Origin of the sequence: Pseudomonas sp. SBT1-2, from assembly GCF_028640875.1 — a bacterium.
Lineage (GTDB): Bacteria > Pseudomonadota > Gammaproteobacteria > Pseudomonadales > Pseudomonadaceae > Aquipseudomonas > Aquipseudomonas chlororaphis_I.
Genome location: NZ_JAQZAA010000066.1, coordinates 93,162 through 105,824 on the forward strand (window position 1 = coordinate 93,162; position 12,663 = coordinate 105,824).

The 12,663-nt window shown below is 64.4% G+C and carries 9 protein-coding genes; 7 read left to right on the forward strand and 2 right to left on the reverse strand.

Annotated elements, in window-relative coordinates; all coding sequences use genetic code 11:
• The first annotated feature begins 111 nt into the window (after window positions 1–111).
• From PVZ78_RS10580 to PVZ78_RS10610, 7 genes are all read left to right on the forward strand, one after another.
• A complete protein-coding gene (locus tag PVZ78_RS10580; RefSeq protein WP_273828679.1) occupies window positions 112–762 on the forward strand; it encodes a GNAT family N-acetyltransferase in 651 nt (216 codons plus the stop codon).
• Window positions 763–825: 63 nt separating this feature from the next.
• Window positions 826–2,553, forward strand: a complete 1,728-nt coding sequence (locus tag PVZ78_RS10585; RefSeq protein ID WP_273828660.1) for an autotransporter assembly complex protein TamA — start codon at window positions 826–828, stop codon at window positions 2,551–2,553.
• The gene (locus PVZ78_RS10590; RefSeq protein WP_273828661.1) at window positions 2,550–6,224 is read left to right on the forward strand and encodes a translocation/assembly module TamB domain-containing protein; all 3,675 of its coding nucleotides are present in this window, start codon (window positions 2,550–2,552) and stop codon (window positions 6,222–6,224) included. Before PVZ78_RS10585 ends, PVZ78_RS10590 begins: the two co-directional genes overlap by 4 nt.
• Window positions 6,225–6,430: 206 nt before the next feature.
• Window positions 6,431–6,904: a MarR family winged helix-turn-helix transcriptional regulator gene (locus PVZ78_RS10595; protein ID WP_009044607.1), complete on the forward strand. Its 474-nt coding sequence runs from the start codon at window positions 6,431–6,433 to the stop codon at window positions 6,902–6,904.
• Window positions 6,905–8,374 (forward strand): efflux transporter outer membrane subunit, encoded by a 1,470-nt coding sequence (locus tag PVZ78_RS10600; protein ID WP_273828662.1) that lies wholly within the window; start codon window positions 6,905–6,907, stop codon window positions 8,372–8,374. It begins immediately after the preceding gene.
• A 15-nt stretch (window positions 8,375–8,389) separates the two neighbouring features.
• Complete coding sequence (locus PVZ78_RS10605; protein ID WP_041986262.1) at window positions 8,390–9,592, forward strand: efflux RND transporter periplasmic adaptor subunit; 1,203 nt, start codon at window positions 8,390–8,392, stop codon at window positions 9,590–9,592.
• A gap of 65 nt (window positions 9,593–9,657) precedes the next feature.
• Window positions 9,658–11,187 carry a DHA2 family efflux MFS transporter permease subunit gene (locus PVZ78_RS10610; RefSeq protein WP_009049803.1) on the forward strand — a complete coding sequence of 510 codons (1,530 nt, stop codon included), beginning with the start codon at window positions 9,658–9,660 and terminating at the stop codon, window positions 11,185–11,187.
• Between the two features lie 156 nt (window positions 11,188–11,343).
• Here the strand turns inward: PVZ78_RS10610 and lpxH are convergent, their stop codons facing one another.
• Complete coding sequence (gene lpxH, locus PVZ78_RS10615) at window positions 11,344–12,099, reverse strand: UDP-2,3-diacylglucosamine diphosphatase (RefSeq protein WP_038633659.1); 756 nt, start codon at window positions 12,097–12,099, stop codon at window positions 11,344–11,346.
• Window positions 12,096–12,599 carry a peptidylprolyl isomerase gene (locus tag PVZ78_RS10620; RefSeq protein ID WP_007929634.1) on the reverse strand — a complete coding sequence of 168 codons (504 nt, stop codon included), beginning with the start codon at window positions 12,597–12,599 and terminating at the stop codon, window positions 12,096–12,098. The genes lpxH and PVZ78_RS10620 overlap by 4 nt, the downstream gene beginning before the upstream one ends.
• Between the last annotated feature and the right edge of the window lie 64 nt (window positions 12,600–12,663).

Sequence of the window (12,663 nt, forward strand, 5' to 3'; positions counted from 1 at the left end):
GATCGCGGGCCTGGAAGGCTCGTAGCTATGAAGCACATCAAGAACTGGCACATGTTCGCCGCCATTCAGCGCGGCCACTTCAAGCCGGCCCCAGGGGGGAGACCCATCGCCATGCCTGAAACCTCGACTGCCATCGCCGACATTCATATGCTCGACAGCGGCTACGCGCGCGAAGCCCGTTCCCTGCTGTACCAGACTTATCGCCACGAGCCGACCTTCGCCTATCTGTTCGAGTCCGAACGCCCGGGTTACGAGCAGCGGGTGCGGGCCACGGTGCGGGAGCTGGTCAAGCAGCACTTTATTCAGGACCTGCCGGCCATTGGCCTGCTGGTCAACGACCGGCTGATCGGCATCGCCCTGATCGCGCCACCCCAGCGTCGCCTGGGCATTACCGAGAGCTGGGCCTGGCGCTTGCGCATGGTGCTCAGTACCGGTTTCCGTTGCACCCGGCGTTACCTGGACTATCACGCGGCAGTGCTGGGTTGCCTGCCCACCGACTCGGTGCACGTCCTGCCATTGCTGGGCGTGCACCCGCAGTTCCAGGGCAGGCATTTCGGTGAGCAGTTGCTGCAGGCGGTGCACAACTGGTGCGCGGTGGACGAGCATTCCCAGGGCGTGGTGCTGGACACCGGCAATCCGCGTTACCTGGCGTTCTATGAGCGCCAGGGTTACGAAGAGATTGGCGAGATCGCTGTCGGTCCGATCCGTGAGCACGTTTTCTTTCACGCCAACCCGCAGGTTCTGCAAAGCGCGACCGGCTGAACAGAACTTTCCTCACATTTGTGCGCTCTATCGGGCTCCCAGCTCGTGATAGCATTCGCGCCTATGAAGTTTTCAGGAAGATTCACCAGCGGCTTGTTGCTGCTGTTCACAAGCTGTGCGGCACTGGCGCAAAGCGAATTGGACGTCAGGGTCAAACCCTCCAACGATGAACTCAAGGCCAATGTGGAAGGCTACATTGGCGGGGTGGGCGATCGCGACGAGGAGGCGCTGCTGCGCTTCAGTCGTGGCGCCGAGGAGCAGGCCCGCAAGGCCGCCCAGGCCCTGGGCTACTACCAGCCGCAGATCAGCAGCGAAGTCAAAGGCGGCGAAAAGCCGCGTTTGGTGCTGAATATCGATCCTGGCGAGCCGGTGCACCTGCGCAACGTCACCATCCGGGTCGACGGTCCAGCGGCCTCCCTCAAGGGCTTTCGTGTGCCCAAAAGTGATCAGCTGAAAAGCGGCGCGGTCCTCAATCACGGTCATTACGAAGACGCCAAGCGGCTGATCCAGAACCAGGCGTCGCGCTACGGCTTTTTCAGCGGGCGTTTCACCCGGCAGAAGCTGGCCGTGGACCCCCAGGCTGGGGTGGCGGACATCGAACTGGTGTACGAAAGCGGTCCGCGCTACGCCCTGGGCAAGGTCAGTTTTGCCGGCGATACGCCGTTCGACGAAGACCTGCTGCAACGCATGGTGCCGTTCAAGGCCGGCACGCCCTACGATTCCGAACTGATCGCCGAACTCAACCAGGCGCTGCAATCGAGCGGCTACTTCGAAGGCGTGCGGGTCGACGCGGCGCCGACCGCGGCCGCCGCCGAGGTGATTCCGGTGGCGGTCCAGCTGGAAACCCGCAAGCCGCGCACCATGGGTCTGGGCCTGGGGTTTTCCACCGACGTCGGGCCGCGGGCCAAGGCCAACTGGACCCGGCACTGGGTCAATGCCCAAGGCCACAGCTATGGCTGGGAGGCGGAAATCTCCGCGCCGCGGCAGAACGTCGGCCTGTTCTACGACATACCGCTGGACCCGCCGCTGACCGACAAGCTGCGTTTTGCCGGCGGCTACCAGAACGAAGAAATCTCCAATACCGACACCCTGAGTAAACTGCTCACCCTCGGTCCCGAGTGGCACAGCAAGTTACCCAGCGGCTGGCAGCGGGTCATCTCGCTGAAGTGGCAGCGCGAGGAATACCGCCTTGGCGACGACTCGGGCCTGAGTACCCTGTTGATGCCCGGCATCAGTTATTCCTACCTGCGCAGCGATAACCGCATCGACCCGCACAATGGCTATCGCCTGCAATTCGACAGCAAGGTGGCCAAGGAAGGGCTGGGCTCGGACACCAACCTGCTGTATGGCACCGTGCTGCTCAAGGGCCTGACCACGGTGTGGGACAACCACCGGTTTCTTGGCCGGGTGCAGTTCGGTGGCAGCGCCACCAATGGTTACAAGAAGGTCCCGCCATCGCTGCGCTTTTTCGCCGGTGGCGATCAGAGCGTGCGTGGTTACGATTACCAGAGCCTGTCGCCGGAGAACTCCGACGGCGACCGGATCGGCGGGCGCTACATGGTGGCCGGCAGCGTCGAGTACCAGTACTCCATCGCGGAAAAATGGCGCCTGGCGACCTTTGTCGACCAGGGCAACTCCTTCGACAAACTTGAACTGCCGAACCTCAAGACCGGGGGCGGTGTCGGTGTGCGCTGGATCTCCCCGGTGGGGCCGATCCGTCTCGACCTGGCCCGTGCGCTGGACGACGACGGCGGCATTCGCTTGCACTTTTCCATGGGGCCAGAGCTGTGAAGCGTGGTTTGAAGATCGCGGCGCTGGCGCTGCTTGTACTGGTGGCGGTGCTAATACTGGCGCTGGCTTCGATACTCGGCACCCAGGCCGGCAGTCGCTGGGCCCTGGGCCTGGTGCCGGGCTTGACGGTGGAGAACTTCGCCGGCCGCCTGGGCGGGCAGTGGAGCGCCGATCACCTGTTGTGGCAGCAAGACAGCAGCCGGGTCGAACTCCAGGCGCCGAAATTCGCCTGGTCGCCGGCGTGCCTGATGCGCATGACCCTGTGCATCGAGCAACTGGACGTGGAGCAGGTCAGCCTGCAATTCCCGCCGGGTGCGGAAGAAGAAAGCAGCGGCCCGATCAGCCTGCCGGATCTGCAACTGCCCCTGGCTATCGAGCTGGGTCAGGTGCGGGTCGGCAGCCTGCAGTTCAATGGCGCCGAGGAGCTCAAGGGCCTGCAACTGGCGGCGCAGTGGACGGCCAAGGGCTTGCAGATCGACTCGGTGAGCCTGCAACGCGACGACCTCAGCCTCAAACTTTCGGGCTTGTTGTCGCCCAGCGGCGACTGGCCATTGAGCGCCACCGGTACCCTGACCCTGCCGGCGCCCGGCAGCGAACCCTGGGCGCTGGCGCTGAAGGTCGACGGCGACCTGTTGAAGACCCTCAAGCTTGCGGCCGACAGCAGCGGTTATCTGCAAGGACGGTTGAGCGGTGAGCTGCAACCGCTGGCGGAGAACCTGCCGGCCGAGGTGCGGATCACCGCCGATGGCTTCAAGGCCAGCGCCGATCTGCCCGATACCCTGATGCTCAATCAGCTGGAACTGACCGGCAAAGGCGATCTCAAGGCGGGTTACCAACTGCTGGGCAAGGCCACCTTGCCGGCCGAGCAGGGGCCGGTGGCACTGGCGCTGCAAGGCAAGGTCGACGCCAAGGGCGCGCAGATCGCCGCGCTGGACCTGACCGCCAACGACAAGCAAAACCTCAAGCTGACCGGCCAGCTGGACTGGAGCCAGGGCCTGAACGCCGAAGCCAAGCTCGACTGGCTGGATTTCCCCTGGCATCGCCTGTACCCGCTGATCGAAGAACCCGCGGTGGCGGTGCGTCGTTTCAATGCTGAAGTCGCCTACCGCGATGGCAACTACCTGGGCAACTTCAAGGGCGACCTCGATGGCCCGGCGGGGGCGTTCAGCCTCAGCAGCCCGTTCAGCGGCGACCTGACGAAAATCTTCCTGCCCCAGTTCAAGCTGGCGGCCGGCCAGGGCAAGGCCGAAGGCCACCTGAACCTGCAATTCGCCGACGGCATCGCCTGGGATATCGCGCTGGATCTGTCGGCGATCAACCCGGCGTACTGGGTCGCCGAGCTGCCGGGTACGTTAGCTGGACCGCTGCGCAGCCAGGGCGAAATGAAGAACGAGCAACTCAAGCTCAACGCCGACCTCGACCTCAAGGGCAAGTTGCGCGGCCAGCCCGTGGTGCTGCAGGCCAAGGCCGATGGCGCTGGAGAGCAGTGGAACCTGAGCGCCCTGGACATCCGCCTGGGCGACAACCGCATCAACGGTTCCGGCCGCCTGCAACAACGCCTGGCCGGGCAGCTCGATATCAAGCTGCCACGCCTTGGCCAGCTGTGGCCCGAGCTGCGTGGCCAGCTCAACGGCCGCCTCGATGTGGCCGGCACCCTGAAGGCGCCGCAGGGCAAGCTCGACCTGCAAGGCCAGCAGTTGGTATTCGCCGACAATCGCCTGCAGAGCCTCAAGCTCGATGCCAACCTGGACAGCGCGCAACGGGCGCGGATCGACCTCAAGGGGGCCGGCATCCAGGTCGGCGAAACCTCGCTGGGGACGCTGACGGCCAGCGGCCAGGGCGATATCAAGAGCCAGAAGTTGCAACTGGACCTGCAAGGCCCGCAGCTCAAGCTGGCGCTGGGCCTGGACGGCAAGCTGGACCAGGGCAACTGGCGCGGACGCCTGGCCAGCGGCGATATCCTGACCGGTGGCCAGGACTGGAGGCTGCAAGCCCCGGCGAAGCTCGAATACCTGGCCGACGGCAAGCTCAATTTCGGCGCCCATTGCTGGGCCAGCGGCGATGCCAGCCTGTGTGGCGAAGATCAGCGGCTGATGCCCGAGCCCAAGTTGCGCTACCACCTCAAGCAGTTCCCGATCGACAGCCTTGCGCAGTGGCTGCCCAAGGACTTCGCCTGGAAGGGCCGGCTCAATGCCGATATCCAGCTGGACGTACCGGCCGGCGGCCCGCAGGGGCGGATCCTGCTGGACGCCAGCGGCGGCACCTTGCGGGTCAAGGAAAAGCAGCAGTGGCTGGACTTCCCGTACCAGACGCTGAAACTCGACACCACCCTCAACCCCAAGCGTATCGACACGCAGCTGGCGTTCAGTGGCGGCAAGCTCGGTGAGCTGATGCTGCAGGCGCAGATCAATCCGTTGCCGAAAAACAAGCCGCTGTCCGGCGAGTTCCGCCTCAGCGGCCTGGACCTGGCGGTGGCGCGGCCGTTCGTGCCGATGGTCGAGAAGCTTGCCGGCACCCTCAATGGCAGCGGGCGCATCTCCGGTGGACTGCTGGCGCCGCAGGTCAACGGCAGCCTGGCGCTCAGCGGTGGCGAAGTCTCCGGTCCCGAATTGCCCATCAGCCTCCAGGACCTGCAATTGCAGGCGCTGATCGCCGGTGAAAATGTGCAGTTGAGCGGTGGCTGGAAGAGCGGCAAGGCCGGGCAGGGCAGCCTGAACGGCAATATCGCCTGGGGCCAGGCGCTGGTGGTGGACCTGAGCCTGAAAGGCTCGCAGCTGCCGGTCACCGTCGAGCCCTATGCGGTGCTGGACGTGGCGCCGGACCTGAAGATCTCGATGAAGGACGACAAGCTGGCGATCGCCGGCAAGGTCCACGTGCCCAAGGGCGAAATCACCGTTCGCGAATTGCCGCCATCGACGGTCAAGGTGTCGGACGACACGGTGATCATCGGCCACCAGACCGAGGAGGGCAAAGCGCCGATGGCCATGGCGATGGACATCGACGTGGTGGTCGGCGAGGACAAGCTCAGCTTCACCGGTTTCGGCCTGACCGCCAACCTGCAAGGCCACGTGCACATCGGTGACAACATGGACACCCGTGGCGAACTGTGGCTCAACGACGGCCGCTACCGCGCCTACGGCCAGCGCCTGACCGTGCGCCGGGCGCGCCTGCTGTTCGCCGGGCCGATCGACCAGCCGTACCTGGACATCGAGGCGATCCGCCAGACCGATGACGTGATCGCCGGGATCCGCCTCAGTGGCAGCGCCGAACAGCCGACCACGCAGATCTTCTCGGAGCCGGCGATGAGCCAGGAGCAGGCCTTGTCCTACCTGGTGCTCGGGCGTCCCTTGAGCACCACCGGCGAGGACAACAACATGCTGGCGCAAGCCGCCCTGGGCCTTGGCCTGATGGGCAGCTCGAACATCACCGGCGGGCTGGCCAAGAACCTGGGGATCGAAGACTTCCAGCTCGACACCCAGGGCAGTGGCAACACCACCAGCGTGGTGGCCAGCGGCAATATCTCCGAGCGCCTCAGCCTGCGGTACGGGGTGGGGGTCTTCGAACCGGCCAACACCATCGCCCTGCGCTACAAACTGAGCAAAAAGGTCTACCTGGAAGCGGCCAGCGGCGTCGCCAGCTCGCTGGACATCTTCTACAAGCGCGACTTCTGATAGCGGTCGGCAAGCCAGTCCCCTTTGGCGAGGGGACGGGCTTTCGCCACCCCTCCAACCGGTATTCCTCCCCCCGATTTTCGACGTCAAGGCTTTCCCATTAATTAGCTTGATAGTGAGCATGCTAATTATTGTTTGGATATTGGCTGCCTAGGCAGTAACATCTCGACATACTTTCGCTGCCTAGGCAGCTAACAGGTGGTCAGATGAAGCACTTCACCCCAGACGATTTCCACAATTGCCACCTTGGGCTCTTGCTGGGCCGTGCGGCCCTGCTCAAGGACCGGATTATCGACACCCACATGGAACCCCACGGCATCACCGCCGCGCAGTTCAAGGTGCTGATCATCATGGCCCAGTTCGGCGTCGACACCCCGGCCGAGCTGTGCCGCCACCTGTCCCTCGACAGCGGTTCCATGACCCGCATGCTCGATCGCCTGGAGCAGAAGGACTTCCTCGCCCGCCAACGCTCGGAGCACGACCGCCGCCAGGTGCGCCTGGTGCTCACCGAGGAGGGCCAGAAGCTCGCCGACTGCCTGCCGCACATCGGCGCCAACGCCATGAACGAACTGGCCGGCGCCATCACCCCCGAAGAGTTGAAAACCCTGGAACAGATCCTCAAGAAAATTTTGCTGGCGGCCGGTGACCCGATCACCGTGTTGCGGGTAGGTGATAAGTAAATGAGCAGTAAAACCTTGCGTGCCCGTTTCAGCCTGGTACTGCTGGCCATGAGCCTGGCCGGATGTGCCAACTACAGCGGCCTGACAACCGAAGGGGTGAGCCTCGATGCCAAATCCCTCAAGGCCGGACAATCCCTGAGTGGCGTGACCCTGTCGCCGGCGGCCTGGCCGAAGAGCGACTGGTGGAAGAGCCTGGGCGATCCACAGCTCGATGGCCTGATCCGCGAAGCCCTGCACGACAGCCCCGACATGCAGATCGCCAGCGCCCGCGCGCACCAGGCCAGCGCGGCGGCCTATGCCGCGGATGCGGCACGCATGCCGACCCTGGATGCCAGCGGCAGTGTCAGCCGCTCGCGCCTGTCTCGCTCGCAGGACCCGAGGGGGCAGGGCGACAACTACAGCACCCTGCGCAGCCTGACGGGCACCTTCAATTACACCTTCGACCTCTGGGGCGGCCAGCGCGATACCTGGGAAGCCGCCCTGGGCCAGGCGCGCGCCGCCGAGATCGATCGCCAGGCCGCGCAACTGACCCTGGCCGCCGATGTGGCCCGTGCCTACAGCGACCTGGGCCAGGCGCATATCGTCCATGACCTGGCCGATGAAGACCTCAAGCGCACCCGGCAGATGCTCGAGCTGAGCCAGAAGCGCCTGAGCTCGGGCATCGACAGCCAGTATCAGTACCAGCAGACCGAAAGCCTGGAGGCCAGCTCCGAAGCCAGCCTGATCGACGCCGAGAAAAACCTGCAGAGCGCCAAGATCGCCCTCGCGGTATTGCTCGGCAAAGGCCCCGACCGGGGCAACGACATCGCCCGGCCGAAAGTCCTCCAGGCCAGCGCGGTGGCGTTGCCATCGGTGCTGCCGGCGGAACTGCTGGGCCGCCGTCCGGACCTGGTGGCCGCGCGCTGGCGGGTCGAGGCGGCGAGCAAGAGCATCGACGCCGGCAAGACCAACTTCTACCCCAACCTCAACCTGAGCGCTGCCGCCGGCACTCAAGCGTTGCTGGGGGATGCGATGTTCGGATCGGCCAGCCGCTTCTTCAACATCGCCCCGACCGTGTCGCTGCCGATCTTCGACGGTGGCCGCCTGCGCGCCGACCTGGATGCCCGGGACGCCGACTACGACCTGGCCGTGGCGCAATACAACAAGAGCCTAGTGACTGCCCTGGGGGATGTCAGTGACACCATCTCCCAGCTGCGTGACATCGGTCGGCAGATCGCCGCCCAGCAACACGCCACCGACATCGCCCAGGACTCCTACGACACCGTGGTCCAGCGCTACGGCTCGGGGATCGGCAATTACCTGGACGTGCTCAGCATCGAGCAGCAATTGCTGCAGGCCCAGCGTCAGCTGGCGACCCTGAATGCCCAGCAGATCGACCTGTCGATCCAGCTGATGCAAGCCCTGGGCGGTGGTTTCCAGACCGACAATCTGGCCGCGGCCACCCCGACCCCAGCCTCGCGCAATCAATAATTCAAGGTACTCATCATGGCCACTGTCGAAACCAACAACGCTCCTGAAAATACGCCGGACAGCGCCAACCCGCGCAAACGCAAGGTCATGCTGCTGGGCCTGGTGGCGCTGATCGCCCTGGGCGGGCTGGGGGTCTTTGCCTGGTATGAACTCTACGGACGCTGGAATGAAAGCACCGACGACGCCTATGTGAACGGCAACGTGGTGGAAATCACCCCGCTGGTCACCGGCACGGTGGTCAGCATCGGCGCCGACGATGGCGACCTGGTTCATGAAGGCCAGGTGCTGATCAACTTCGACCCCAACGATGCCGAGGTCGGCCTGCAAAGCGCCGAGGCCAACCTGGCCCGCACCGTGCGCCAGGTGCGCGGTTTGTACAGCAACGTCGACGGCATGCGCGCCCAGGTGGCGGCGCAGAAGGCCGAAGTGCAGAAAGCCCAGGACAACTTCAACCGTCGCCGGACCCTCGCCACCAGCGGGGCGATTTCCCAGGAAGAACTGTCCCACGCCCGCGATGACCTGACCTCGGCGCAGAACGCCCTGGCCAATGCCCAGCAGCAGCTCAACACCACCAACGCGCTGGTGGACGACACCGTGGTCTCCAACCATCCGGACGTGCAGTCGGCCGCCGCGCAGCTGCGCCAGGCCTACCTGACCAACGCCCGCAGTACGCTGATCGCGCCGGTGACCGGTTATGTCGCCAAGCGCACCGTGCAACTGGGCCAGCGGGTACAGCCGGGCACCGCGTTGATGGCGGTGATCCCGCTCGACCAACTGTGGATCGACGCCAACTTCAAGGAAACCCAGCTGCGTGACATGCGCATCGGCCAGCCGGTGGACATCGAGGCCGATATCTACGGCAGCGAGGTCAAGTACAGCGGCACCATCGACAGCCTGGGCGCCGGTACCGGCAGCGCCTTCGCCCTGTTGCCGGCGCAGAACGCCACCGGCAACTGGATCAAGATCGTGCAGCGGGTACCGGTGCGCATCCACGTGAATGCCGAAGAACTGGCCAGGCACCCACTGCGGGTCGGCCTGTCGACGGTGGTCAACGTCGACCTGCACGACCAGAGCGGCCCGGTGCTGGCCCAGCAGCCGCCACAAAAGGCGTCGTTCAGTACCAACGTCTACGACCGCCAGTTGAGCGAGGCTGATGCGCTGATCGCCCGCCTGATCCACGACAACAGCGCCGCCATCGGCAAGACCGCGCAGCGCTGATTCGCCGATCCCTCTGCTGCGGCCGTTAGCGGTCGCGGCGCCAGCCTCGCTTCATAGGATTCGCGATGAGCAATAACGCCTCTTTCACGCCGCCCAGCCTGTTGCTCAGCACCATCGGCCTGTCGCTGGCGACCTTCATGCAGGTGCTCGACACCACCATCGCCAACGTGGCCTTGCCGACCATCTCCGGCAACCTCGGGGTGAGTTCGGAGCAGGGCACCTGGGTGATCACCTCGTTTGCCGTGAGCAACGCCATCGCCTTGCCGCTGACCGGCTGGCTGAGCCGGCGCTTCGGCGAAGTGAAGCTGTTTATCTGGGCCACCCTGCTGTTCGTGCTGGCCTCGTTCCTCTGCGGGATTTCCACTTCCATGCCCGAGCTGGTGGGCTTTCGGGTGCTGCAAGGGGTGGTGGCCGGGCCGTTGTACCCGATGACCCAGACCCTGTTGATCGCGGTCTACCCGCCAGCGAAAAGGGGCATGGCCCTGGCGCTGCTGGCGATGGTCACGGTGGTGGCGCCGATTGCCGGGCCGATTCTCGGCGGCTGGATCACCGACAGTTACAGCTGGCCGTGGATCTTCTTCATCAACGTACCGATCGGCCTGTTCGCCGCCTGGGTGGTCAAGCAACAGCTGAAGGCACGGCCGGTGGTGACCAGTCGCCAGCCGATGGACTACATCGGCCTGCTGAGCCTGATCGTCGGTGTCGGCGCCTTGCAGATCGTGCTCGACAAGGGCAACGACCTGGACTGGTTCGAATCCAATTTCATCATTATCGGTACGCTGATTTCGGTGATTGCCCTGGCGGTGTTCGTGATCTGGGAAATGACCGACCGCCATCCGGTGGTCAACCTGCGGCTGTTCGCCCACCGCAACTTCCGCATCGGCACCATCGTGCTGGTGGGCGGTTATGCCGGCTTCTTCGGCATCAACCTGATCCTGCCGCAGTGGTTGCAGACCCAGATGGGCTATACCGCGACCTGGGCCGGCCTGGCGGTGGCGCCGATCGGTATCCTGCCGGTGCTGATGTCGCCTTTCGTCGGCAAGTACGCGCACAAGTTCGACCTGCGCTTGCTGGCCGGGCTGGCGTTCCTGGCGATCGGCCTGAGCTGCTTCATGCGCGCCGGGTTCACCAACGAAGTGGACTTCCAGCACATCGCCCTGGTGCAGCTGTTCATGGGCATCGGCGTGGCGCTGTTCTTCATGCCGACCCTGAGCATCCTGATGTCGGACCTGCCACCGCACCAGATCGCCGATGGTGCCGGCCTGGCCACCTTCCTGCGGACCCTCGGTGGCAGCTTCGCCGCTTCGCTGACCACCTGGATCTGGATCCGTCGGGCGAACGAGCACCATGCCTACATGAGTGAACACATCAGCACCTTCGAGCCGGCCACCCGCGATGCCCTGGGCGCCCTGGGCGGTGCCAGCAACCAGGCCTACGCGCAGCTGGACCAGGTGCTGACCGGCCAGGCGTACATGATGTCCACCGTGGACTACTTCACGCTGCTGGGCTGGAGCTTCATGGGCCTGATTTTGCTGGTGTGGCTGGCCAAGCCGCCGTTCACGGCCAAGGCCGGGCCGGCGTCGGCGGGGCATTGATATCGCGGTGGGGCAGAGGCGTTATCGCGAGCAAGCTCGCTCCTACAAAAAGGTACGTCCCTCTGTAGGAGCGAGCTTGCTCGCGATAGAACGTGCAGCGTTCGCCTGGAAGGCCCCGGAAGACCCTCCGGGCCTTATCGCAGCCTGCGGCAGCGGCTACAGGCTCGAGCGGGGCAACGCCAACGGCGACGGGACGAAGTCGAAAGCTGCCAGCTGGAAGCCCTGTTCATCCACCTGCAAGGCCCAGCCCTGGCGGTCCCAGTCGCCCAGCACGATGCGCTTGGCGGCCTGGTCGCCGATCTGCAACTTGTGGATGGCCGGGCGGTGGGTGTGGCCGTGGACCAGGGTCCGCACCTTGAATTCCTGCATGATCCGCGGCACTTCGTCCGGGGTCACGTCGACGATGTCGTTGGCCTTCATGCGGGTTTGTGCACGGCTTTCGTTGCGCAGCTTGCGCGCCAGCTTGTGCCGGGTGCGCAGCGGCAGGTGCCTGAGGATCCACAGCGAAACCGGGTTGCGCAGGTAGCGGCGCATGCGCATATAGGCTTCGTCGCGGGTGCACAGGCTGTCGCCGTGCATCAGCAGCACCGGCTCGCCGTAGAAGTCGACCACGCTCGGGTCCTTGAGCAGGGTCGCGCCCGCGGCCTTGCAGAAGGCCTTGCCGAGCATGAAGTCGCGGTTGCCATGCATCAGGAAAACCTGCGTGCCGCTGTCGCTGAGCTCGCGCAGTGCCTGGCAAATGGAAAGCTGGTAGGGGGTCATGGCGTCGTCGCCGATCCAGACCTCGAAGAAATCTCCCAGGATGTACAGCGCTTGCGCCGAGCGGGCACGCCCGCCCAGTAAATCCAGAAACGCCCGGGTAATGTCCGGGCGTTCCTCTTCCAGATGCAAATCTGAAATCAGCAGTATCACTCAACGATCTCGGCTTTCTCGATGATCACGTCTTCTGCCGGTACGTCCTGGTGGCCGGCCTTCATGGTGGTGGCCACGCCTTTGATCTTGTCGACCACTTCGGTGCCGGCGACCACTTTGCCGAATACCGCGTAGCCCCAGCCCTGGACGGTCTTGCCGCTGTGGTTGAGGAAGCTGTTGTCGGCGACGTTGATGAAGAACTGCGCGGAAGCCGAATGCGGCTCCATGGTGCGGGCCATGGCGACGGTGTACTTGTCGTTGGAAAGACCGTTGTCGGCTTCGTTCTGGATGCTTGGACGCTTGTCTTTCTTTTCTTTCATGCCTGGCTCGAAACCGCCGCCCTGGATCATGAAGTTACCGATGACGCGGTGGAATACGGTGTTTTCGTAATGACCGGCTTTAACGTATTCGACGAAGTTGGCCACGGTGACCGGGGCTTTCTCGGCGTTCAGTTCCAGCACGATGTCGCCGTGGTTGGTGGTCAGTTTGACTTGAGTCATGATCGGTACTCTTTATAAGGAGGAGCGTTTTCAAGGAATTCCCGGGTTCCGGGAGGCGGGCGTG